The 23,537-nt window shown below is 44.7% G+C and carries 20 protein-coding genes and 1 pseudogene; 8 read left to right on the plus strand and 13 right to left on the minus strand.

The window, feature by feature from the left end:
- Positions 1–11 precede the first annotated feature (11 nt).
- A complete protein-coding gene (locus C3F22_RS13980) occupies positions 12–1,313 on the plus strand; it encodes a DUF445 domain-containing protein (protein WP_104426754.1) in 1,302 nt (433 codons plus the stop codon).
- A gap of 87 nt (positions 1,314–1,400) precedes the next feature.
- Here the strand turns inward: C3F22_RS13980 and C3F22_RS13985 are convergent, their stop codons facing one another.
- Positions 1,401–1,688: a DUF2798 domain-containing protein gene (locus tag C3F22_RS13985; protein ID WP_005232741.1), complete on the minus strand. Its 288-nt coding sequence runs from the start codon at positions 1,686–1,688 to the stop codon at positions 1,401–1,403.
- Between the two features lie 253 nt (positions 1,689–1,941).
- Between C3F22_RS13985 and argS the strand changes: the two genes are divergently transcribed.
- Positions 1,942–3,732, plus strand: coding sequence for an arginine--tRNA ligase (gene argS / locus C3F22_RS13990; protein ID WP_005232742.1), 1,791 nt, complete (start codon positions 1,942–1,944; stop codon positions 3,730–3,732).
- A gap of 313 nt (positions 3,733–4,045) precedes the next feature.
- Positions 4,046–4,660, plus strand: a complete 615-nt coding sequence (locus C3F22_RS13995; protein WP_005232743.1) for an SPOR domain-containing protein — start codon at positions 4,046–4,048, stop codon at positions 4,658–4,660.
- 163 nt (positions 4,661–4,823) lie between these two features.
- Here C3F22_RS13995 and asd read toward each other — a convergent pair whose 3' ends face one another.
- The 5 genes from asd to C3F22_RS14020 all read right to left on the minus strand — a co-directional run bounded on the left by asd (position 4,824) and on the right by C3F22_RS14020 (position 10,261).
- Entirely contained in the window at positions 4,824–5,675 is an 852-nt protein-coding gene (gene asd, locus C3F22_RS14000; protein WP_005232744.1) for an archaetidylserine decarboxylase, read from the minus strand.
- Positions 5,672–6,520 carry a sulfurtransferase gene (locus C3F22_RS14005; RefSeq protein WP_104426755.1) on the minus strand — a complete coding sequence of 283 codons (849 nt, stop codon included), beginning with the start codon at positions 6,518–6,520 and terminating at the stop codon, positions 5,672–5,674. Before C3F22_RS14005 ends, asd begins: the two co-directional genes overlap by 4 nt.
- A gap of 178 nt (positions 6,521–6,698) precedes the next feature.
- Entirely contained in the window at positions 6,699–7,904 is a 1,206-nt protein-coding gene (gene pncB / locus C3F22_RS14010) for a nicotinate phosphoribosyltransferase (protein WP_104426756.1), read from the minus strand.
- A gap of 128 nt (positions 7,905–8,032) precedes the next feature.
- A complete protein-coding gene (locus tag C3F22_RS14015) occupies positions 8,033–8,560 on the minus strand; it encodes an ankyrin repeat domain-containing protein (protein WP_034170259.1) in 528 nt (175 codons plus the stop codon).
- 186 nt (positions 8,561–8,746) lie between these two features.
- Positions 8,747–10,261 (minus strand): catalase, encoded by a 1,515-nt coding sequence (locus C3F22_RS14020; RefSeq protein ID WP_104426757.1) that lies wholly within the window; start codon positions 10,259–10,261, stop codon positions 8,747–8,749.
- 227 nt (positions 10,262–10,488) lie between these two features.
- Here C3F22_RS14020 and dtd point away from each other — a divergent pair, with 227 nt between their 5' ends.
- Positions 10,489–10,929: a D-aminoacyl-tRNA deacylase gene (dtd, locus tag C3F22_RS14025; protein WP_104426758.1), complete on the plus strand. Its 441-nt coding sequence runs from the start codon at positions 10,489–10,491 to the stop codon at positions 10,927–10,929.
- A gap of 101 nt (positions 10,930–11,030) precedes the next feature.
- On the opposite strand, the gene C3F22_RS14030 is transcribed toward dtd, so the two are convergent.
- The 3 genes from C3F22_RS14030 to serB all read right to left on the minus strand — a co-directional run bounded on the left by C3F22_RS14030 (position 11,031) and on the right by serB (position 13,624).
- Positions 11,031–11,510: an SCP2 sterol-binding domain-containing protein gene (locus tag C3F22_RS14030; RefSeq protein ID WP_004781417.1), complete on the minus strand. Its 480-nt coding sequence runs from the start codon at positions 11,508–11,510 to the stop codon at positions 11,031–11,033.
- A gap of 140 nt (positions 11,511–11,650) precedes the next feature.
- A complete protein-coding gene (aciT, locus tag C3F22_RS14035; protein WP_034703185.1) occupies positions 11,651–11,986 on the minus strand; it encodes a ciprofloxacin tolerance protein AciT in 336 nt (111 codons plus the stop codon).
- 417 nt (positions 11,987–12,403) lie between these two features.
- Complete coding sequence (serB, locus tag C3F22_RS14040; protein ID WP_004781413.1) at positions 12,404–13,624, minus strand: phosphoserine phosphatase SerB; 1,221 nt, start codon at positions 13,622–13,624, stop codon at positions 12,404–12,406.
- Between the two features lie 77 nt (positions 13,625–13,701).
- Between serB and C3F22_RS14045 the strand changes: the two genes are divergently transcribed.
- Positions 13,702–14,955: a hypothetical protein gene (locus C3F22_RS14045; protein ID WP_004781411.1), complete on the plus strand. Its 1,254-nt coding sequence runs from the start codon at positions 13,702–13,704 to the stop codon at positions 14,953–14,955.
- Between the two features lie 95 nt (positions 14,956–15,050).
- Here C3F22_RS14045 and ppk1 read toward each other — a convergent pair whose 3' ends face one another.
- The 4 genes and pseudogenes from ppk1 to mhpT form a co-directional block, all read right to left on the minus strand.
- Positions 15,051–17,114, minus strand: coding sequence for a polyphosphate kinase 1 (gene ppk1 / locus C3F22_RS14050; protein WP_005232769.1), 2,064 nt, complete (start codon positions 17,112–17,114; stop codon positions 15,051–15,053).
- 177 nt (positions 17,115–17,291) lie between these two features.
- A complete protein-coding gene (locus C3F22_RS14055) occupies positions 17,292–18,239 on the minus strand; it encodes a bile acid:sodium symporter family protein (protein WP_104426759.1) in 948 nt (315 codons plus the stop codon).
- A gap of 107 nt (positions 18,240–18,346) precedes the next feature.
- Positions 18,347–18,976, minus strand: a complete 630-nt coding sequence (gene pncA, locus C3F22_RS14060; RefSeq protein ID WP_104426760.1) for a bifunctional nicotinamidase/pyrazinamidase — start codon at positions 18,974–18,976, stop codon at positions 18,347–18,349.
- Positions 18,977–19,209: 233 nt separating this feature from the next.
- Positions 19,210–20,415: pseudogene (gene mhpT / locus C3F22_RS14065) on the minus strand (3-(3-hydroxy-phenyl)propionate transporter MhpT).
- Positions 20,416–21,142: 727 nt separating this feature from the next.
- On the opposite strand from mhpT, the gene dapA reads away from it, so the two are divergent.
- From dapA to purC, 3 genes are read left to right on the plus strand one after another with little or no spacing between them, the layout of a single operon-like run.
- Positions 21,143–22,042, plus strand: a complete 900-nt coding sequence (dapA, locus tag C3F22_RS14070; RefSeq protein ID WP_005232794.1) for a 4-hydroxy-tetrahydrodipicolinate synthase — start codon at positions 21,143–21,145, stop codon at positions 22,040–22,042.
- A gap of 12 nt (positions 22,043–22,054) precedes the next feature.
- Positions 22,055–22,660, plus strand: a complete 606-nt coding sequence (locus tag C3F22_RS14075) for a lipoprotein-34 precursor (NlpB) (protein WP_104426761.1) — start codon at positions 22,055–22,057, stop codon at positions 22,658–22,660.
- A 38-nt stretch (positions 22,661–22,698) separates the two neighbouring features.
- The gene (gene purC / locus C3F22_RS14080; protein ID WP_004781395.1) at positions 22,699–23,418 is read left to right on the plus strand and encodes a phosphoribosylaminoimidazolesuccinocarboxamide synthase; all 720 of its coding nucleotides are present in this window, start codon (positions 22,699–22,701) and stop codon (positions 23,416–23,418) included.
- The last annotated feature ends 119 nt before the right edge of the window (positions 23,419–23,537 follow it).

A 23,537-nucleotide genomic window follows, 5' to 3' on the forward strand; every position in this document is an offset into this window, starting at 1 on the left:
CAGGATGATTTATGCAGAAAGAGCAGCCGTCATCAAGCTTACAACGCAGTAAACGCTTCGCGACCATTGCACTGGTCGTTGCAGTACTGGCTTGGCTGGCGCTGATGATTACTGCCAAACTGCTGCCTGAATATGTCTGGCTGATTCATATCCTGATGCTCTCTGCTGAGGCGGGTGTGGTCGGTGGTCTGGCAGACTGGTATGCAATTACCGTACTGTTCCGTAATCCTTTTGGCCGGCTGCCGATTCCAAAATTTTTACGTGACCATACTGAAATTATTCCACGCAATAAAGCCCGGATTGCCGAATCTATGGGTCGTTTTGTGCAGGAAAATTTCCTTTCTCCGCAAATCGTGCAGCGCAGCCTGGCCAGTACCGATTTAAGTCTGGCTGCCGGCCGCTGGCTGGCCAATCCACAGAATAATGCTCAAGTCACACAAGTGATTCAGCAGACTGTACCTAAAGTATTTGAATTTGTCGGGCAGGAACAGATCGCCGGATTTATTCAGAGCAACAGTGTGCAATGGGTCAAAAATACCCAGATCAATACCTTGGCCAGCGAAATGTTACGCGCTGTTTTAAAAAATGATTTCCATCAGGATGTGCTGCAACGCGGCCTGGATGTGGTGCATGCCTGGATGACCTCACATCCCGAACAGACTCGTGAGCTGACCCGCACTTTATTCAAGGAAATAGGGGTCTGGAGACTGGCCAAAGGCGCCAGCTGGATCGGCATTGATGTGCAGCAGCGCAGTATCGATTCCGTGATTCAGCGGGTGGAAGCCATGTTGGCAGATCCCGACCATCCTTGGCGGCTTAAAATTGAAGAAACTGCTCAAGAACTGATGCAGCAATTGGCAGATTCTGAAAGTATGGCCAGCCAGCGACTTAATGAAACCAAAGATGCCCTGCTCGACAGTCCACAAGTGCTGAATTTTATCAGTGGTGCAGTGGTCATTTTATGCGATGCCATCAAGGCGGATTTGCAAAAGTCGGATTCAGGGATTGCAGAGAATCTGCGAGTTGCCATTCAGCAAGTCGGTGAGAATATTATTTCAAATACCTCAGTGCGTGAGTTACTGAATAAACGTCTCAGTGGTATCGCTGTAGACTTAAGTGACCAGTACAGTGAGAAAGTGATTCGTTTTATCAGTGAACGTATTCATGAATGGGATTCGACCGAGATGATCGACAAGATTGAAAACGAAGTCGGTGGTGACCTACATATGATCCGGGTCAATGGTGTCGTGGTCGGAGCCTGTATTGGTCTGATCCTTGGGATCATCCGCGCTGCAGTCGAGCATCTGATTTAATTGGTGTTTTAGCTAGAGATCCCATCTGTTAGCGAATGTTTTTTACCTTCTAAAACTTCTTTCTTAATTCTCATTGATAGAAAACAATTATTTGGGTGGCTGATTTCCTGACATATCGACCAGCAATCCGGCAAATTTGCGTACAAAAGGCAAAAGCGTTACCACAATTGGAAAAGCAATTGCCCAGGAAATCATCCAGTTATGAAACCAGAGCGCCATGAAGCCTTCAATCCAGCCCAGATTGCGCAGCATGTTGATCATGGAAATAATCCCACTCATCAGACAGGACAAGATAAAAGGCACAATGACCAAGGCCCATTTGGCTGGAAGTTTGGGAATATTGCCGATGATGGTCGGGTGCTGTTTTGAATCCATGCTGACTCTTTTTATTGTTTCAATCAGGCTAATATAGGCCATTTTGATTGCTGGATGATTCATTTTTTATAGCAAAGTTTGCAACTTATTTATTCTGCTCTTTCTCATGTGATCCTTCATTGATGACCGACCGATGGATAGAAACCATAGGCTGTTAATCGTATATTTTTTATTCCCCATAAATGGTTTTACCTAAAGAGTCGGAAATTTGCTATATTTGCTGTTTTTCTGCGATATCTATTTTCGACTGATTATGAATACGGCAATCCAAGCAGCTCTCGATCATGCAGTGCAAACTTTACAGGCACAAAACGTACTCCCCTCTGACTGGAACAATACAAGTAATTTGACGCGTACCAAAGACCGCAGCCACGGTGACTTTGCATCAAATATTGCCATGATCGCGTCTAAAGCTGCGGGTATGAAACCGCGTGATTTAGCAGAAAAAATCCTTGCTGCCCTGCCTGAAGTGGCGGATATCAGCAAGGCAGAAATTGCAGGCCCAGGCTTTATTAACTTCTTTTTAAATGCAGACCAGCGTTTTGCTGTGCTGGATCAGATTCAGGCTCAACAGGCAACGTATGGTCGTACCCAGGCCAATGCGGAAAAACGCGTTCAGGTTGAATTTGTTTCTGCGAACCCGACTTCTAGCCTGCATGTAGGTCATGGTCGTGGCGCTGCTTATGGTATGACTGTTGCAAATCTGCTTGAAGCGACAGGTGCCAAAGTTGACCGTGAATATTATGTCAATGACGCTGGCCGTCAGATGGATATTCTGGCGACTTCAACTTATTTACGTTATTTAGAGTTGACGGGTCAGGAACTGGTGTTCCCGAAAAATGCCTATCAAGGTGACTACGTCAAAGAAATCGCACAAAGCATTATTGATAAAGACGGCGATATCTATGTTCGCCCTGTTGCAGACGTTTATAAAGATGTCCCTGAAGACGTACAGTATGCTGCCGAATCGGATGCTGAAGGCAATAAAGTGGTTGTTTCAGGTGATAAAGAAAAACACATTGATGGCCTGATCTTTAACTCACAAATTTTATTAAATGAAGGTTACCGCGTCTTCCATCAGGCTGCGTTAAAAGCCATTCTTGATGATATTAAAGATGACCTCGGTGAATTCGGGGTGACTTTCAATCAATGGTTCAGTGAAGCGACTTTAACTGAAAAAATTGATGAAGCGCTACAAACTCTAGATCAGCGTGGCTTCCTGTATGAAAAAGATGGCAACATCTGGTTCAAGTCAACTGAATTTGGTGATGAAAAAGACCGCGTGGTTAAACGCCGTAATGGTCAAACCACTTATTTCGCCTCTGATATTGCGTATCACCTAAACAAATTACAACGTGGCTATACCGATATTATAGATATCTGGGGTTCAGACCACCACGGTTATATCGCACGTGTAAAAGCCGCGATTGATGCTCTGGGCTATGACTCGAAAAAACTGACTGTACTTCTGGTTCAGTTTGTCAGCCTGTGGCGTGGTGGCGAGATGGTACAGATGTCCTCTCGTTCAGGCCAGTTCGTGACTTTACGTGACCTGCGCAAAGAGGTCGGGAATGATGCAGCGCGTTTCTACTATGTCATGCGTAAATCTGAACAGCACATTGACTTCGACCTTGATCTTGCCGTATCTCAAAGCAAGGACAATGCCGTGTATTACATCCAGTATGCGCATGCGCGGATCTGCCGTATGTTAGAAAAGGCAGCCTCTACAGGTGTGAACTTTGATGCAGCCACTGCACGTGGTCTGGCAGCCAAACTTGAGCTGGAAGCGGAGACTGAAATTCTGGCAAAACTGGCAGCTTATCCAGAGATTGTTGTTCGTGCTGCAAACAGCTATGAACCGCATCAGATTGGTAACTACCTGAAAGAGCTGGCTGCGCTGTTCCATGGCTGGTACAACGACAACAAGGTTCTGGGCGATGATGCAGAATTAACTCAGGCACGTTTATTGTTATCTGTAAATGTTCGCCAAGTGCTGCGTAACGGTCTGGAACTGCTTGGTGTATCTGCGCCTGAGTCAATGTAAAGCACTGCTTTTACATTGACGCAAGACGAAGAGCTCTGCTCGAAGTGAGCATGTAAGCAAAACACTGTTTTGCATGCTCGCAAGGTGAGAGCTGTGCTTAAAGTAAGCATGCTAGTCATTGCCGTTTATCTGCTGAATAAACATTTTGTAACGTTAGCTATGTGCTTGAAGATGTAGATAAATTAAAATTCTGTGTGATTTGTGATCTAGATAATGACTTTTCTATCATGATCACATAGGATGAAGTTATAGTAGGGGCATAACTGCTGTTATGCCTTTTCTATTTGCCCCGATAAATAAGAGGAAATCCCAAGTGTTTGGAAAAACGCAGCGCGGTGTATCTGAAAGACCGAATAAGCCCAAAAAGCCACTTATTCCTACCTGGCTCGGCACACTCGTGATCATTTTAATCGTGTTAAGTTTTTTAATGGCACTCATGCTGTGGAAGCCATGGGAACCTGTTAAACCTAAAAACCAGGCTACGGCTGAGCATTCTCAAGAAGAAGATACCAATAAAGACTACCGTTTTTATGATCTGTTGCCACAGCAGCAAGTGACACCGATTCCTGAAAAGGCGGTTCCTGAAGCAAAAAATCAGGAAGCAGTGGTGATTGTAGAGGCACCAAGACCTGAAGTTGATGAATCAGAAACAGCAACTGAGCCAGGTCTGGATGCAACCGAAGCCCCAACTCCTGCTTCTGCAAGCTATATTTTACAAGTTCGTAGTTTTGATGACCCGGATCAGGCAGATGCCCGCCGTGCAGAAATTATTCTCAACGGTTTATCTGCAGATGTAGTCCGCAGCGTGGAAAATGGCAAGGTTTGGTATCGTGTCGTGTCTGGACCTTATGATTCAGCAGAATCTGCGATTATTGCACAGCAAACCTTACAGCATAGTGGTATTGATTCGATCGTGGTCAAACGATAAGGTTTAAATATAAAAAGCGCCAGATGGCGCTTTTTTTCCCTCTCCTAAAAGGAGAGAAAATCTCCCCCTTTAATAAAAGGGGAATGAGGGGAATTTACTTATTCTGAGTCAGCAAATATTTAATCCCTCCAACCTCCCTTTAAAAAAGGGAGGCTTTGGGAACTTAAATAGTGTTACCTAGCGCCTCACCCATCAATACGGTTGAATTGGCTTTAAACTTCTCATCCCATTGCATCTTGTTTTCTTCAAACAGAATAACAGCGGTTGAACCTAGGTAAAAACGGCCCAGCTCGGCACCTTTTTCTAAGAAAAGATTATGCTGGTTTAGCTCAATACGGCCAGAGGGTTTTACTTTGCCAGTCGCTACAGTTTCAATGCCAGCCACAATCATCGCGCCAACTAGAACCACTGCCATACGACCAAGTTCGGTATCAAACAGACATACCATACGTTCATTACGGGCAAACAGGCCCGGAATATTTTCGGCCGTGGTCTGGTTGACTGAGAACAGTTCACCCGGTACATATAAAGTTTCAGTCAGAGTCCCGGAAAATGGCATATGGACACGGTGATAGTCACGTGGTGACAGATACACTGTCGCAAACTCACCATTCTTGAATGGCTGTGCCAGCTGTGGATCAGCAATCAGGTTTTCAACCGTAAACTTCTGACCTTTGGCTTGGAACACATCGCCATTTTCAATTTTACCCAGTTGGGAAATCGCGCCATCTGCCGGAGATACGATCGCAGTTGAATCAGCATCGACCGCACGCACCCCGGTTCTTAGTCCACGGGTAAAGAAATCATTAAATGATTTGAATTTTAAGGCATTGGTCTGCTCGGCAATCGACATATCAATCCCGTATTTGGTCTTGAACGCTGCGATCACGGCTGTTTTTACAATCGGATTTTCGCTGGCTGCAATTTTTCCCACCACACGGGACAGGCGATGCTGTGGCACCACTTTTTGGGCCTGGATAAACAGTTGTTGTTTTAGACGCGATGTGATGCTCAAGATGGCACCTCTCCTGTAGCGATTGGACTATCGAGGCGGTTGCCCCATTCACTCCACGCACCATCATAGGCTCGAATTTTCCAGCCGAATAAGCGACCCAGAATATAAGCCAGACCTGAACGGTGATGGGACTGACAATACACCACAACTGGTTGATCCAGATCAAATCCCAGTTGTTCCAGACGCTGCTGAGTACGTGGTAAAGGATGTAATTTTAAATGATTTTGCCGGTTAAGGGCAGTACTCCACTCAAAATGACGTGCGCCCGGGATGTGACCACCGCGTCGCGCGGCTAGACGCAGGCCAGTATATTCATCTTCTGTACGGCAATCCCATACCTGAATATTTTCATTTTCAATGAGTTGTTTTAGTTCATTATAATCGATCTGAAATTCAGCCTTTCTTTCAAGATTAACCGGAACCAGATGATCGACAGGTGTAAACGTTTCCTGATCTGATGAAGTCGGTAGTCCTGCACCCAGCCAGGCATGGATACCGCCATTGAGTAAACTGGTATTTTCAAAGCCCAAACAATGCAGGTTCCAGAGCAGACGCCCTGCCCACGCACCGCCTTCATCATCATAAGCCACGACATGATGGTCAGGAGAAATGTTCAGGTAACGAATTAAAGCTTCCAGCCCTTCCGCATCCGGTAACAGGCCCATGGCTGTTTCCTCCTGACGAACCAGCAGCTTGGGTTGCAGATGTAAGGCATGTGGAATATGCAATTGTTCATAAACCGACGCCCGGCTTAAATCAACAATTCGAAGTTTTTCGTGTCCCAAATGTGGAACCCAATCTTCTGCTTCAATCAGCAGACCAAAGTCAAAGGCGGAAGCTGTCATCTTAGTAGTTGTCATTGCGGTCAAATCCTTTTGATCTTAGCACAGCTCATTTTTTCAATTATGTTGTTTTTATCTAGATCCTTAGCATAATTTTAGCTAAAGCTAATTCAAGAAAGACCATCCTCTAAGAAAAAACCGCCTCATGATTGAAGCGTTTTTTTGAATAAAGCAGATATTTTTAGGCAGGTTCTGAGATATTGAACACCTGACGCAAATACGCCAGGAAGGTATCATTATCCGTCATGGTTTTTCCTGGACTATCGGAAATTTTCGCCACGGATTGACGGTTGCATTCCACCAGTTTCAATACGATATTTAGCGGTGTCTGTCCCATATCATTGGTTAGATTGGTTCCAATCCCAAAACTGACCTGGAAGCGATCTTTAAAGTATTGATGCAATTTCCAGGCTTTTTCCAGATTCAGACCATCACTAAAAGTTAGCATTTTGGTTTTGCTGTCAATTTTCAGCTTTTTATAATGCGCATAAGCTTTGTCACCCCATTCATAGGGATCACCACTGTCATGGCGCAAGCCATCAAACAGTTTGGCAAAGTACAGGTCAAAGTCACGCAGGAAAGCATCCATCCCGACCACATCAGTCAAGGCAATTCCTAAGTCACCGCGATATTCTTGTACCCAAGTTTCCAGGGCGGCTTTCTGGAAATTACGCAGACGCACATCTAACGCCTGAAAGGCTTGCAGAAATTCATGCGCCATGGTGCCAATCGGGGTAATACCCAACTCTTTGGCTAAATACACATTACTGGTCCCACGGAACACGTGCGGTGCAGCTTTATTGAATTCTTCGACGACATGCTTTTGCCAATCAAAACTATAACGACGACGGGTACCAAAGTCCGAGACCAGGAATGGTGGATCATTCGGGTTCTGCGCGCCATCATACTGTTTTAAAAGTTCAATTTTAGCTTTTAAACGGCGTTCACCTTCGGCTAGCACTTCAGGTGTACGAATGCGGCTAAAATACAGTTCATTCACAATGGCCAGTACAAAGATTTCAAACATCATTGCCTGAACCATGGGACCTTCAATAGTAATATCCAGGCGGCCTTCATTGTCGATGGTGGCCTTAATAAAACGGCGTTTAAGCTGGAATAGTTCCAAATAATCCACAAAATCGCTTTTGATAAAACGCAGGCTGCGTAAATATTGTAATTCGTCTTCTTTAAATTTGAGCTGACACAGCAAATCCAGTTGGTGATTCAAATCATCCAGAATGTCCGTCAGTGGATATTCCGTGTCTTCCAGATTGCGACAACGGAAATGATAGACACTATGCGTTTGCGGAAACTTGTGTAATACCACTTGTAGCATGGTGAATTTATACAAGTCAGTATCTAACAAAGAGTGGATAATTGGAGCCATAACTAAGGGAAATATCGCTGTGCTTATCCCGCATTAAAGCATAAAAGTTTAGGCAATATTGCAGGATTTACGTACAGCTAGCTGAATTATCGACAAAAGTTCAAGAAAATAAACTGCTTCCTGCTCGGTTATTTGACTGCTTTCAGCCCGTTTTCCTGTTCCTTGATAATTTTCTGTAGCTGCTTTTCCTGACCGATCACCTTGGCAAATTCAGCTGTGGTTTTTTGCCCGGTTTTCTTGGCTTGGGCATCACAGTCTACCTGACGCAGCTGTTTGGCAATGGCAAATTCCATTTTAAACAAGGCGCCCATCAAGGCCGTATTGCCACGGTTGTCCCGGGCGCAGCGGTCTGCCCCTTTGGCCAGTAAGGTGGTCACAATATCCTGATGGCCATAATAGGTCGCCATCATCAATGGGGTATAACCATCTTGATTACGTACATCGACTGGAAAGCCATGTTTTAAAAATTCATTGATCACTTCGCTATTGCCGATTTTAGCAGCAGCAAAAAACAGATCGATCAATTCCTGTTGTGAGGTCATCTGAACGCTTGCCGCAGTTTTTGCAGGGGAGACATTCTTCACTTCAGCAGCAGTTGCGAATGCGGAGCTAAAGGCAAGAATACTGGCTAAAAATGCATATGGCAGAACTTTCATGATGAACTCCAACAGAAATCGAAAGGAAAATTTAAGTCTTGAAAGACTCAATTGACCTGAGATGAAATAAAAAACGGAGTGCCTGTAAAACTCCCCCTAGGGTGCAGGAAAGGTTTGGAGTATTACAGGACTTTTTGGAGGTGATGCGCTATGCCCTAGTCACCAGTTCCTCAAGACCAATCGGAATTAGTCTTTTAATTTTGCAGCTTTGGCCTTAACGATGGCGATGTCGCCATTTACAGCTTTGGTCATACGCATACCGTAGTCCGCATCTGCCTTATAGAAGTAAGACAACATAATGTGCTTGGTTTCTGAATCTTTGACATTGCCCAGGTCAGCCGCCAGGTTCATGATCAGGTCATCTTTCTCTTTGGCAGTATAAGAGCGGTAAAGTTCACCGGCTTGCTTGAAGTTTTGCTCTTTGGTACCGATCTGCTGAACATGACCAGTCAATGGAGTTTCAACTGCACGCGCTTTTTCAGTCGCCGGTTTAGGCTCTTTACGGCTTGGCTCGTAGTTCACATCAGAGTCACGTTCAGACACATTCATGTGACCTTCCTGGTTGTTGTTGTTCACATTCACCACAGGACGGTTGACCGGAATTTGCTGATGGTTCACACCTAGACGGTACATTTGTGTATCTGAATAAGAGAAGATACGGCCTTGAAGCAAACGGTCTTCAGATGGTTCGATACCTGGTACCAGATTACCTGGTGCAAATGCAGCCTGTTCAGTTTCATTGAAGAAGTTCTTCGGCATACGGTTCAGCGTCAATGTACCGACTTTTACTTCTGGAACCAGATTGGTTGGCCAGATTTTGGTTGGATCTAGCGGATCGAAATCAAAGCTGTTCAGATCTTTAGGATCAAGCACCTGAATATATAGATCCCATTTCGGGAAATTACCTGCATAGATGTTGTTATAAAGATCGTTGGTCAAGTGGTTGAAATCTTTACCTTGTTGAACAGCCGCTTCTTTGACGTTCAGGCCCTTCACACCCTGTTTAGAGCGGAAGTTGAATTTTACGTACTTGTATTCGCCTTTGTCGTTATACAGTTTGTAGGCATGTACACCGAAACCGTCCTGTTCGCGGTAGCTGGTTGGGACACCTTGCTTGCCATAAACATAAGTCAGCATGTTGGTTGCCCAAGGCTGGCTAGACAAGAAGTCAAACACACGGTTGGCATCTTGTACATTTGTGACCGGGCTTGGTTTCATCGCGTGGATGAAATCCGGGAATTTAATCGCATCACGGATAAAGAAGACTGGCGTCTGGTTACCGACCAAGTCCCAGTTACCTTCCTGAGTATAGAATTTGATGGCGAAACCGTGCGGGTCACGTAGAGTTTCTGGTGAACCTTTGCCATGAATGACGGTAGACATGCGCACAAAAACTGGAGTTTTGGTACCGACCTTGAATAAAGAAGCAATTGTTAAATCAGACAGATCTTTCGTCGTAACGAATTCACCATAGGCCCCTGTACCACGTGCGTGAACCACACGTTCAGGAATACGCTCACGACCAAAACGTTGCAGTTTTTGAACCAGTTGTACATCTTGCAGCAAAGTTGGACCTTGTGGACCCGCAGTGATCGAGTTCTGGTTGTCGCCAACTGGTGCCCCGTTATCTTTGGTTAATGGCGCAGCTTGGACAGCTGTCACCGTTGCAAGTATTGCAACAAGTAATGAACGCTTAAACATTTCTAAATCTCTCAATTTAATACCTTTCCTGCATGCAGCTAAGATACTTGAGAGTAAAAAATAGATAAAACAGATAATTTTTATTATTACGATCGTGTTTTTAGATAGTTTAAAATATTATCAATGGTAATCAATAAATTAAGCCCGTTTTTTAGACATTAATTTAATAATAGAGGAGTCTGATCTTGCTACAATGGCGGCATTTTTAAATCTGACTGAAATTGATTATGCGTGCATTATTACAACGGGTACTGGAAGCCCAAGTCGTGGTCGATGGTGAAACCACCGGAGAAATTGGCAAAGGTATTCTGGTTTTTCTGGGCTTAGGTAAAGAAGATAATCTGGAAAAAGGCAAAAAGCTGATTGATAAGATATTGAAATATCGCTTCTTTGATGATGAGCAAGGCAAGATGGGCTGGAATGTCAGTCAAGCCAATGGCGGTTTACTGCTGGTGTCCCAATTTACTTTAATGGCGCAAACCCAAAAAGGCTTACGTCCGGATTTTGGCCCAGCCATGCCGCCAAGCGATGCCAAGGCCTTGTATGAACAGCTGGTTGAATATGCGCAGAGCCAGTTCAAAAATGTACAAACCGGTATTTTTGCAGCTGATATGAAAGTGCATCTGGTCAATGATGGACCGGTAACGTTTAATCTGGAAGTTGAATAAACCGTCATTGTTTCAGAATGAAAAAAAGCCCTCTAAATGAGGGCTTTTATATGATAATCCTCCCCTAACCCCTCCTTTAATTAAAGCAGGGGAATTAGGAGTTATTTACCAGTTTTCTCTTTAATAAACTGACGTGCCATTTTCACTTTATCTTTGACCGGTTTTGGCAGTTTAGGCGGAATCATTTTCGCAACCTGGTTAAACCAGACTAGCAGACCAAAATCACCTTCCATTTTAATCGTGCCACTTTGCATACCGGTCATGAATGCAGTCGGATCACCTTTAAGTAACGTTTTTACACCCTGTTCACTATCAGCAAATTGCAGCACAAAATCAGCTTTCTCTGCATCACCTGAAACGGTATCGATATGACCATTATTCACAACGATCTGACGTGCCATTCCCTCATCTGTTCCGATCTGGATACGGAACTGGCGTTCATGTACCAATTCAATAAATTTCGGACTGGTGCGTGCTAACTGCTTCATACGTAATGCAAGACCTGCGACCAGCAAATCAAGTGGATCGGTACTGAGGTCAACCAGAGGAAGTTTGAGCACAGGAATGGAGGACAGTTTCATGGAATTATGCCTATTCTAATTGTACGAAAATTGACAAATATCCTAGCATAGATCAAAGCTAGGCAGATGCAGGACTTTGTATCATATTTCTAAACGAAAAATGCACCCGCAGGTGCATTATTTCGCTGATATTAGAGAACTTAACGGCTCGATAGCTGCTGCTGGTCATCTTCATACACTGGTGTATGTTCGATATAACGGCGTTTAGCCAAAGCACGCTCTGCACGTCGATCTTCACGCAATAACAGTAAGGTCACTACGACCATCACGGCCGTTAAAGCTGTCAGATAGCTATATGTCATCGGGAGCTCAAACAAGGCTTGAGTACCTACTCGAATCACTTCGATCAGGCCCCAGGCCAGCATTCCCGCAGCCATAAAACTTAACCAGCGACGATAAGGCGAGAAGAAAACAGCAAGCACAGCCGCGGCGACTAAACTAAAGCCTACGAGAGTTGCTAGATTCGCTGTTACCATATAAACCCCTCCATCCAAAAGGATAGTGTGTATGCTTGATATTGCAACCGTACTACCTATTGAATTTCGTTAAATCAATAAAATGGAATGTGTTGATTTGTATCTCTATGCATGCATTATGCTGAGTTTTTTGCATAAAAAAAGTCCTGTTTTCTCCCGTTACGACATACTCTGTCGCGATATTATTTTGTCATTACATTTTTTATTTTCACAGTATTTGTGGATCAATTGCTGCGTCGATGTTGGCGTGTCATTACAAAATCATATGCCCTTTCATCGACTTAAAAAAAATATTTTCCGTTTAAGATGATCGGGGTATTTATAGACAAGCTGCGCCGTCCCTCGATAAAAGTTAAGCTAAAAATATAAAAAAACGCGACCCTAAGGCCGCGTTGGATTTTACCGCAAAGCTATGTATTACGCGCGGCTCAGATCTTTATCATGTACACCGAGCAGGTAGAGCACGCCATCCAGCCCCACACTGGAAATGGCCTGATTGGCATTCTGACGAACCAAAGGTTTGGCACGGAAAGCCACCCCTAGACCCGCAATTGAAAGCATTGGTAGGTCATTGGCACCATCACCCACAGCGATGGTCTGCTCCAGAGAAATTCCCATATTGTCGGCAATTTCACGGAGCAATAAAGCCTTGCGTGCGCCATCCACAATATGACCTTTGACTTCGCCTGTCACCACGCCATTCTGCACATCCAGAATGTTGGCATGAACTTCATCAATTCCTAGTTTGGCTTGCAGATATTCTGCAAAATACTGGAATCCGCCAGACAGAATCGCAGTACGGTAACCCAGTGCTTTCAGGGTTGAAATCAGACGTTCTGCACCTTCAGTCACGGTCAGACGTTCTGCAATTTTTGGCAATACCGATGCATCCATGCCTTTTAATAAAGCAACACGAGCACGGAAACTTTGCTGGAAGTCCAGCTCGCCCTGCATCGCGCGTTCAGTAATTTCAGAGACTTGAATACCCACACCTGCTTCGATCGCCAGCTCATCAATCACTTCCTGCTCGATCAGGGTCGAGTCCATGTCAAAGCAGACCAGACGGCGATTACGGCGGTAAGCATTATCTTCTTGTACTGCCACATCGACATTCAGGTTATTCGACAGGCTTAAGCAGGCTGCACGCATGGCTGCTGCATCCAGCATCTGGCCTTTCAGACCAAACTGTACACAGGCACGTTTAGGGCCAGTATTGGAACCATCCAGCTCAGGACGGCCAGAAAGACGGGTCACGGTTTCAATATTGAAGCCCTGACTCGACACAATCTGGGTCACGGCTTGCAGATGAGAGGCATTTAATTCCGGGGCCAATGCCGTTACGATATAACGCGTGCGGCCGCCCTCTCTTACCCACTGTTCATATTCAGCAGCAGAGATTGGTTTAAAGCGCACTGTTAACCCGATATCATGTGCTAGAATCAGGATTTCCTTCATGGCTAATGCTGTTGCAGTTTGGTCATCAGACGATACAACAATACCTAAGGTCAGTTGATTATGAATGACCGCTTGCCCCACATCTAGAATCTGTAAGGAATGAGCGGACAAAACCTGCATTAATCGTGTAAATTGATTAGGCTGGTCGGGTCCTAAGAATGATATAAGAATGATTTCTCGCATGAATTGACTCGGGTCTGAGCTACAACTATTGTTAGAATCATAATCGAAATTGAACAGAATTGCCTTGGAAGTTTACGTTGAATGCGCCTAGACAAGGGCTATTTGCTAGCCTACTGATTGTAAGTTTTGCTCTGCATACCTTTTTACTGGTATTGGCAACGACTCACCAACTGAATGATAACCGTGTCAACCAGGGACAGCTCATGACGAGCCAACTGGTCACAGACAGCCTGGCGGAGCTTGAACCGGCGAACCGCGTTTCTCTGGCACTTCTGGCCAACCGTTATGCGACTAACCCAAGCGTTGCTTCAATTCGCATCCTGGATGCGAATGGTCAGGTTTTAGCCACTGGTGGGCTGACCAAGACCCGTAATGGGGAAGTTTTTGTCCGTGATGCCCTACAAAACGAGAAAAAAGTCGGTGTGATTGAAATCACCCTGATTGAGCCAAGTATTGGTGAAATTCTGCGGACTCAATGGCTTGCCATTCTGTTTTCTTTTATTATTCATGGTCTGCTTTGGGTCGGTTATCGTGCGGTAGCGCGTCCAAGCCGTACCGAGTATCTGGCACGTATCAATAATGAATCGCGACTGAAATTCGAGATTCAGACTTTGACTCAGGCATTGGAACAGGAAAAGCATAATGCCGCCCTCGCCATTGCCCAGGCACAGCAAGCTCTGAAAAACAAACCGAAAGAAAAAGACAGCAAACCGGTGGTACTGGATACCGATAGCCTGAGCTTGAACATTCAGTTCTATGATCCAAAACAGTTGCTGGATAGTGTGAATAAAACGGTATCGGTTCCTTATTTCAATTTGTGCCAGATTTTCCTGAACAAAGCCACTGAACTGTGCATCCAGCACTACAAACTGAACAGCACGGATATTTGTACCGTGCACAAGTTTGATGAAAAAGGTGCCAGTATCAGTATTGCGGCAGACAAGCCAGATGCCCTCGTCTGTCTGACCATGATCAGTTCAGTATTCCAGTTACTTTCGGAAGTCCTGTATAAGCGTTATCGTGAAGAAAAACGTTTTGTCCTGCAGACACGTAGTGCGATTTCTTCAGCTGTTGAAGAAATGCAGCTTAATTCAGTTCAAGCCGCAGAACGTCTGGTTCAGCAACTGGTCGCTAAGGAAAGTGCACTGCATGTTCCTAATGCCCTGTTGAAACAAATCGCGGACCACTTTGAGCTGGTCAGCATGCCCAATCCGACCAATGTCCTGACCCGTCATGCTTTTGTGGTGAATGGGATGGATGCTGAAAGCGCCGAGCTGGCACAGACTTTTAGAACCGAAATTCTAAAATCCAAACAATCCAAAGCCTCATAAATGTCCCTGAATGTTGCAATTAAAAAAAGCCGGATCCAATATCCGGCTTTTTGATGGGTACAAAACAAATACGCCAGCGTGTCTTGGACTACCCTTTAAATTTTTAACTGTTTTTGTTCCAGCAGATATTGCTGGGCATTATAAGGCTGGGCCGGATCCTGACAGGGGACTTTATGCCACTGACCCTCGGCATCTAACTCCCATGCATTTTGACAATCTTTTAAATAGCTGATCAGGCCATCTTTATAAATCCGTTTTTTCAGCTCTGGATCCAGCACCGGGAAACAGGTTTCGACCCTGGAAAACAGGTTGCGCCCCATCCAGTCGGCACTGGCACAATACAGTTTCTTGGCGCCGCCATGTTCAAAATAATAAACCCGGGTATGTTCCAGGAAACGTCCAACGATTGAACGGACCTGGATATTTTCTGACATGCCGGTGACTTGTGGAATCAGGCAGCAGATTGAACGCACAATGAGGTCAATTTTCACCCCGGCCTGTGACGCCTGATAGAGGGCAGCAATCAATTGCGGTTCAGTCAACGCATTCACTTTGATGATGATATGCGCGGCTTTTCCAGCTAGGGCAAATGCCTTTTCCTGCTCAATCAGTTTCAGCAGTTCGCTATGCAGGGTAAACGGTGCATGCAGCAAGGCTTTCAGTTTGGCCATTTTGCCCATGCCGGTCAGTTCCTGGAACATGCGGTGCACATCTTCACAGATATCCGGCTGTGTGGTCATCAGGCCGTAATCGGTATACATACGGGCATTCCCGGCATGATAGTTTCCGGTACCTAGATGCGCATAACGCAGTAGTTCCTGATTTTCACGCCGGACGATCAGAATCATTTTGGCATGGGTCTTATAACCGACGATGCCATAGACCACCACTGCCCCGGCTTCTTGCAGGATATTGGCCACCATAATATTGGATTCTTCATCGAAACGCGCCCGCAATTCAATCACGGCCGTGACTTCCTTGCCATTCCGTGCGGCTTCTGCCAGCACCTGAACAATTTCCGAATCCGGACCACTGCGATATAGCGTCTGCTTGATCGCCAGCACCGCCGGGTCCTTGGCCGCTTCGCGCAGTAAAGTAATCACCGGCTGGAATGAATCAAAAGGATGATGCAGCAGCACATCCTGTGCCTTTAAAATTTCAAAAATACTTTTCTGTTTACGGAAAATTTTCGGAATGACCGGACTAAAATGCGGATACTTTAATTCCGGACGCTCAAAGCTGGTACTCAGGCGGGACAAATTGATCGGTCCATCAATCCGGTACAGCTCCTGTTCCGTCAGATCAAATTCATCCAGCAAATAGTCGATGATGTTCTGTGGAGAGTCATTTTCAATTTCCAGACGTACTGCACGACCAAAGCGGCGCGAACACAGTTCATCTTTTAAAGCCACCGCCAGATCATCGACATCTTCCGACAATACCAGATCGGCATTGCGGGTAACCCGAAAGGCATAACATCCGGTCGCTTTCATGCCGGGAAACAAATCACTGATATGCTGCTGGATGATCGCAGTCAGAAAGATCTGGGTGGTATTGTTTCCGGTGACATCTTCCGGAATTTTAATCAGGCAGGGTAAGGAACGTGGTGCCGGCACAATTGCCATCTCGATTTCACGGCCAAAGGCATCTTTACCTTCCAAGCTGATAATAAAGTTCAGACTTTTATTCACCAAACGTGGAAAAGGATGTGAAGGATCCAGACTGATCGGGGTCAGTACCGGTTGCACTTCTTTGGCAAAAAAGGCTGCAATCCAGGCCTTATGTTTTTCCAGAAGATCCTGGTATTGAAGAAACTGAATCCCCTGCGCCTGGAGTTCAGGCAAAATTGCATGATTCAGAACCTCATACTGTTTGTTCACTGTGGCATGAATGGACTGGGACAGTTCTTGTAGAATCAGCTCGGTGGGTACAGCATCAGGCGTCCGGGTAGTCGCATTCAGATCTTGCTGTTTCATCAGCCCGGCAATCCTGATTTCAAAAAACTCATCCAGGTTACGGGAAAAAATAATCAGGAAGTTTAAGCGCTCTAAAATCGGTAAATTCGGATCGAGTGCTTGTGCCAAGACACGACGCTGAAATTCAAATAAGGAAAGTTCCCGATTAAAATAGGTCGCTGACGAATGCTGAAATTGTTCCATGCCCTCTCAATGCTGCTGATTACAGTCTGTTGTTTCACATCATTGAGGGGCGATCTTAGGCAGACTTCATGACACTTATGTTACAAAGCTCGATAAATCCATATAAATTAATATTTTAATTTTTCACCGTATAAAAAATCATGCTATGGCTCGTTGGGCACCGTCATCAAACTGCAATTAAGTGTCCGTTTTTTCAGTTTGTCTGGCAGCCCAATAAGTGGCTAAAGCAGGTCCTGAAATATTATGCCATAGGCTGAAAATGGCACTTGGAACCGCAGTAATGGGAGACGCGGCAAAATGGGTCGCAGCCAAGGCCACACCCAGACCAGAATTCTGCATCCCCACTTCAATGGATACTGCACGACAGTCAATTTCTGCCAAGTGAAATATACGACTGGCCCAATAACCCAGTAAATAGCCCATTCCATTGTGTAAAGCCACAAGCCCTAAAATCATTAAACCAGATTCCAGAATCTGGGTTTTGCTGCCGGCAATAATTGCCGCCACAATTGCGACAATGGCAATCACCGAAATTACTGGCATTACCTGGATATAGCCTTCTACCCTGGTTTTTAGAAGGGCGCGGATAATCAAACCTAAAATGATTGGAAAAAGCACCACTTGCAGAATCGAAATCAGCATGGACAAGGCATTAATTTCAATCCATTGGCTGGCCAGCAGATAAAAAATTGCCGGAGTCAAAAGCGGTGCCAATAAAGTTGATACCGAAGTACACGCTACAGAAAGGGCTGTATTGCCCTTGGCCATATAGGTAATCACATTGGATGCCGTGCCACCTGGACAGCAGCCCACCAGAATTACACCAATCGCGATTTCAGCAGGAAGCTGGAATAGCTGACAGAGCAAAAAGGCTAACCCTGGCATCACCATAAACTGAGCCACGACCCCAATCGCGACGGCCTTAGGACTTTGCAAGATACTTTTAAAATCCCCTGGTGTCATGGTCATACCCATGCCAAACATGATCAGACCCAACATCCAGGGAATGTATGCACGTAACCAGACGAAAAGATCCGGCAGCATCAGAGCAATGGCTGAAAATAGAATGACCCACAGAGCAAAGGTCTTTTGGACAAACTGGCTAAATTGAAGAAGTGCTGACATGGGGAAATCCAAGTGTCATGAAAAAGAAATCAAGGCATCTGTGGATGCCTCAAAGTAAACCAACCATTGCATAATGGCAAATGGCCCTAATCGCCTTAAGTCAGCGCTTAGGCAGCATTAATAATATCTTTCAGATAAATCCGTTTTACGCCCTGTGCCAGCATGTCCTGCCAGGCATGTTGTAGCGAACCATTCAGATCTATGCCTTTGGTAGCATCCGCAATGACATAGGCCTTAAAGCCGAGTTTACACGCATCCATCGCAGTCCAGGCCACACAGAAATCAGTCGCAATGCCTACGATAAACACGGTATCAATACCACGCTCACGTAAATAGCCGGCCAGACCGGTACTGGTTTTTTGATCAGCTTCCATAAAGGCGGAGTAACTGTCGATATTTTGATGAAAGCCTTTACGGATAATCATTTGGGCTTGTGGAAGGTTCAGCTCCGGATGGAATTCAGCATCCTCTGTTCCTTGTACACAATGACTCGGCCAGAGGACTTGAGAACCATAATCCAGCTGAATCGTGTCGTAGGCTGCTTGGGCAGGATGATTGTCTGCAAAGGAAATATGCTCTGCCGGATGCCAATCCTGAGTCAGCACAATATTATGAAAGTACTGCCCCAATCGGTTGATATTCGGAATAATCTGATCGGCATTAGTAACAGCCAGATTTCCACCCGGGGTAAATCCTTTTTGTACATCCACCACAATCAGCGCCGCATTCTGCATCATTTTCATCCCTTGAAATCTGAGTTTGCATCCAAGCATAGCTTAAAACTAAAGAAAATTTTTAGTCCTTTAGGTAAAAATAGAATGACTCTGCATTCTGATAAAACTCATGATGAGTTAACTGTAAAAGCTATTGCTCTGCAAAATATAGAAAGAATTTGTCTTAAGCGGAACTGATATTAGAAAATAAAAAGCCTGCATCAGTGCAGGCTTTTCGGATATTCATTTTTTTATTTTTAAACTTTGGTACGGCTGACCAGGAATAGCATACATACCGCAGAGATTACGATACATGGAATCGCTGCCGAGATTACCCCTGCTGCACCGAAGCCTGCTATCAGTAGCTGACCTGCAATTGCAGGGCCAAGCATGGCACCGATACGACCAACTGCAGAAGCAACACCTACACCTGTACCACGTACTTCAGTTGGGTAAACAATACTGCCGAAGGCATAGAGTACGCCCTGACAACCAATCACGAAGGCACCTGCCAGTGCTGCTGCCATGTACATTTGCTCAAGTTAGCTTGCACCGTTGAGTGCCAATAGACCTGCCAGGATACCGCCATACATCAACAGAATGACATACGCTTTTTTCAGGCGATCCGTCAGCATACCCAGAATCACGGTACCAATCGTTGCAGTCACCATGAAATAGAACTGTGCAGTTGAACCATCTTTACGGGTGAAGCCCAGCTCCATAAAGAGTGAAGGCAACCAGCTCAACATGATGTACACCACCATCAGGGTGAAGAAGTAGCTCACCCAGATGCAAAGCGTACGAAGCAGGTTGTCAGAGTTAAACAAATCCTTGAATGAACCCTGAGGAGATGCTGCACGTTCTGCGGCTGTCTTGTTTTGTGCCTTTATGTATTCTTTAGATTCAGGCAGACACACCATCATCAGAGGAATCACAATGATGGGCAATAAACCACCCAAGTAAAAAACATTTTTCCAGTTTGCACCGAATTCAGTTGCTGCGATTAAGGACAAGATTACAGCACCCACTGGCATACCGCAGTACATCAGACCCACGGCACGTCCACGGTTTTGAGGAGCCACGGCTTCAGAAGCTAGCGTGATTAAGATCGACATTGCACCGCCAAGACCCGCACCCGCCAGAAAACGAACTGCCAGCAAACTGTGGAAACTGTTCACCCACACGGTACATAAGGTAAATAGTGCAAAAATTGCGGTTGACCAGATTAATACTTTCTTACGGCCAATACGGTCCGCAAATCGACCACCGACCAGTGCACCAGGCAATAGGCCCAGAAGCCCTGCACTAAAAAACACTCCCAATTGTGAGCTATCAAGACCAAAGTGCTCACGAATACCAGCAGCGGCAATCCCGGCAGCCTGAATATCCAAGCCTTCAATCACAGCGATCAGAAAGCAGATCCCTACCGTGATGATCGCGTGCTTATTGTCTGATTTTTCCATTGGAATATTCTTGTTCAATCAGCGTTCAAAAGAGAGGCCATCATCTATGAGCCGCTAAATAGAATTAACTACCAATAAGTTGAACAATTGGCTCGGATATACTGAAAAATCCAGAAAATTAATGACTTTAAGATGCTGTTCGATAAAGTCAAAAAAGCAATTAATGAGGAGTATTAAAATCCCAGTATTTTTGGATTTAGACTTATACATCAAACCCGGAAATTCAACAGTGAGAAAAATTCGGGGCCGATCACCAATACGAAAAAAGATTAGTTCAGGCATTTTTGCTTTTTATTCATCATAAATGAGATTTATTATTCGATATATTTTAGCTCTTAATTCATCGAATATAAATATTAATACTCCCCTAAAACGCCATAAAAGAATGTTTTCTAAATCTATCTAATTCACTTAAGTGACTTATTATGTGTATTTTTTACTGAAAAAATGAATTCATTAGCTTTCATACTGCTGGAGGATAAAGGATGATTTGGACAGCAAAAAATCATAACGATTAAAACTTGATTGTTGCCTGGAGGCTTTGTATAAAGAATTCAGTGGCTTTTACTAAAGCATATTGTTCTTATGCGTTTGATCAGTCATAATTTGCATAAGCAATATTCAATTCAGTGCAAATCTATTGAATTTGCTACAAATCAAAATACAAACCCATCCCAAATATGTTTTCTCATTCTCTTCGGATGGACAAATAGGATAGTTTTTTAAAATGACTCAGCAAGCACAGACCATTCAGGGTTCCATTGTCGCAATCGTCACCCCCATGTTTGAAGATGGCAGCGTAGATTGGAAGGGTCTCGAGAAGCTGGTTGAGTGGCATATTGCAGAAGGCACTAACAGTATCGTCGCGGTTGGTACTACTGGTGAAGCATCAACGCTCAGCATGAGCGAGCACACTCAAGTGATCAAAGAAATCATTCGTGTTGCCAACAAACGTATTCCTATCATTGCCGGTACAGGCGCAAACTCGACTCGTGAAGCAATCGAGCTGACTCAGGAAGCCAAAGAACTTGGCGCTGATGCTGCCCTGCTGGTTACTCCTTACTACAACAAACCGACTCAGGAAGGTCTATACCAGCATTATAAAGCGATTGCTGAAGCGGTTGACCTACCTCAAATTCTTTATAACGTTCCAGGTCGTACTGGCGTAGATATGGCCAACGAAACCGTGATCCGTCTGGCAGATATCCCACAGATCGTGGGCATTAAAGATGCAACAGGTGATGTAGCCCGTGGTGCTGCCCTGATTGAAGGTCTGACAGGCAAAAACATGACTGTTTACTCAGGTGATGATGCAACTGCCTATGAGTTAATGGGTCATGGTGCCAAAGGCAATATTTCCGTGACTGCTAACGTTGCACCTAAAGTCATGAGTGAAGTATGTGCTGCTGCCATTGCAGGAGATGCGGCAGGTGCTGAAGAGATGAATGCTCAGGTTGCAAATTTACACAATATTCTATTTTGCGAATCAAACCCAATTCCTGTGAAATGGGCTCTCCATGATATGGGCTTAATTGGTACAGGTATTCGCCTTCCATTAACACCACTTGCAGAACAATATCGCGCTCCGCTTCATGAGGCACTTGTAGAAGCGAGCGTCATTAAATAAAGAGCAATGATTATGCAATTACGTTTAGGACTTACCCTGGCACTTTCAGTATTCAGTTTAGCAGGTTGTAGTTCAATGGCCTTTAAAAACGGTACCTTGGACTATAAAGAGACAACCACGCTGCAACCATTACAATATCCTGAAGGGTCAATGGTTCGTCCTGCAACGCCTTTGTACCCTGCTCCGACCGTAGATCCGCTTGCCCTGGAAAATGCACCAAAGCTTGAAAATCAGCGTGGTAACCGCTTTGCGATGCCACGTCCTACTGCACAGCCAGTAAATTCAACTCAAGCAGATGAAACTCAAGAAAATTTTTCGGGAAAGCCGCAATTAGTCACTGACGGAAATCAAAATCCACTGCTCAAAATTGATGGAAATGCTGCTACAATATGGCAATACACTCTTGCCACGCTTAGCAGCCTTAACCATTCTATCGTTGGTCAAAATAAAGATCGTTATGAAGTAGCGATTCAGATCGATCAGCAAACCTATGTTTTAAGACTCTCTCCCGCAGGTTCGAGTAACACCCTGGCTGTGTTTAATCCCGATAACAGTTTTGCCGACCGCGAAAAAGCAGCAGAACTGTTAAACCAGATTTACCAAAATTGGCCAGCCTAGACATTTTCTAGGCATTTTTTTTTGTAGAAGGTTCCCTCATGTTAAAACAAACCTTGCTCTATACTGGTAAAGCGAAATCTGTCTATACCACGGACAGTGAAGACCACCTGATTTTAGTTTTTCGTGACGATGCGTCCGCATTCAATGGCGAAAAAATCGAACAACTGGATCGTAAAGGTAAGGTGAATAACCGTTTTAACGCCTTCATTATGGAAAAGCTGGCTGCTGCTGGTATTGAAACTCATTTTGAGAAACTGCTGACACCGACTGAAGTGCTGGTGAAAAAACTTAAAATGATTCCAGTAGAATGTGTAGTACGTAACTATGCTGCGGGTTCTTTATGCCGTCGTCTGGGTGTAGAAGAAGGTAAAGAGTTAACTCCTCCTACATTCGAATTGTTCTTCAAGGATGACGCGCTAGGCGATCCAATGGTGAACGAATCTCAAGCGATTGCTTTAGGTTGGGCGACTGCTGAACAACTGGCAAAAATGAAAGAACTGACTTACCAAGTGAACGATGTGCTTAAAGCATTATTCGAAGCGGGTAATATGCTTCTGGTTGACTTTAAACTTGAATTTGGTGTGTTCCACGACCGTATCGTACTGGGTGACGAATTCTCTCCAGACGGCTGCCGTCTATGGGATAAAGACACCAAGAAAAAACTGGATAAAGACCGTTTCCGTCAAGGCCTAGGCGGCGTGGTTGAAGCGTACGAAGAAGTTGCTGCACGTTTAGGTATCAATCTTGAAGATATCTAAGCACTAATAATGCTTCAAAGAACCGGGTTAATAGCCCGGTTCTTTATTGTCTAATCTTATGATCGAAAAAATGAATTTTATTAATAAAAATGATCGTTTTTACATTATTCAATGCATGC

Source organism: Acinetobacter sp. ACNIH1, assembly GCF_002934695.1.
GTDB lineage: Bacteria > Pseudomonadota > Gammaproteobacteria > Pseudomonadales > Moraxellaceae > Acinetobacter > Acinetobacter variabilis.

Coding starts and splice junctions, on each gene's coding strand:
- purC (WP_004781395.1), top strand. CDS start 22,699: ATGTTAAAACAAACCTTGCTCTATACTGGTAAAGCGAAATCTGTCTAT.
- C3F22_RS14015 (WP_034170259.1), bottom strand. CDS start 8,560: ATGAAAGTTCTGCCATATGCATTTTTAGCCAGTATTCTTGCCTTTAGC.
- dapA (WP_005232794.1), top strand. CDS start 21,143: ATGACTCAGCAAGCACAGACCATTCAGGGTTCCATTGTCGCAATCGTC.
- dtd (WP_104426758.1), top strand. CDS start 10,489: ATGCGTGCATTATTACAACGGGTACTGGAAGCCCAAGTCGTGGTCGAT.
- C3F22_RS14075 (WP_104426761.1), top strand. CDS start 22,055: ATGCAATTACGTTTAGGACTTACCCTGGCACTTTCAGTATTCAGTTTA.
- serB (WP_004781413.1), bottom strand. CDS start 13,624: ATGCGAGAAATCATTCTTATATCATTCTTAGGACCCGACCAGCCTAAT.
- pncB (WP_104426756.1), bottom strand. CDS start 7,904: ATGGCTCCAATTATCCACTCTTTGTTAGATACTGACTTGTATAAATTC.
- ppk1 (WP_005232769.1), bottom strand. CDS start 17,114: ATGGAACAATTTCAGCATTCGTCAGCGACCTATTTTAATCGGGAACTT.
- aciT (WP_034703185.1), bottom strand. CDS start 11,986: ATGGTAACAGCGAATCTAGCAACTCTCGTAGGCTTTAGTTTAGTCGCC.
- C3F22_RS13980 (WP_104426754.1), top strand. CDS start 12: ATGCAGAAAGAGCAGCCGTCATCAAGCTTACAACGCAGTAAACGCTTC.
- C3F22_RS14005 (WP_104426755.1), bottom strand. CDS start 6,520: ATGACAGCTTCCGCCTTTGACTTTGGTCTGCTGATTGAAGCAGAAGAT.
- C3F22_RS14030 (WP_004781417.1), bottom strand. CDS start 11,510: ATGAAACTGTCCTCCATTCCTGTGCTCAAACTTCCTCTGGTTGACCTC.
- C3F22_RS14055 (WP_104426759.1), bottom strand. CDS start 18,239: ATGTCAGCACTTCTTCAATTTAGCCAGTTTGTCCAAAAGACCTTTGCT.
- C3F22_RS14020 (WP_104426757.1), bottom strand. CDS start 10,261: ATGTTTAAGCGTTCATTACTTGTTGCAATACTTGCAACGGTGACAGCT.
- argS (WP_005232742.1), top strand. CDS start 1,942: ATGAATACGGCAATCCAAGCAGCTCTCGATCATGCAGTGCAAACTTTA.
- C3F22_RS13985 (WP_005232741.1), bottom strand. CDS start 1,688: ATGGATTCAAAACAGCACCCGACCATCATCGGCAATATTCCCAAACTT.
- pncA (WP_104426760.1), bottom strand. CDS start 18,976: ATGATGCAGAATGCGGCGCTGATTGTGGTGGATGTACAAAAAGGATTT.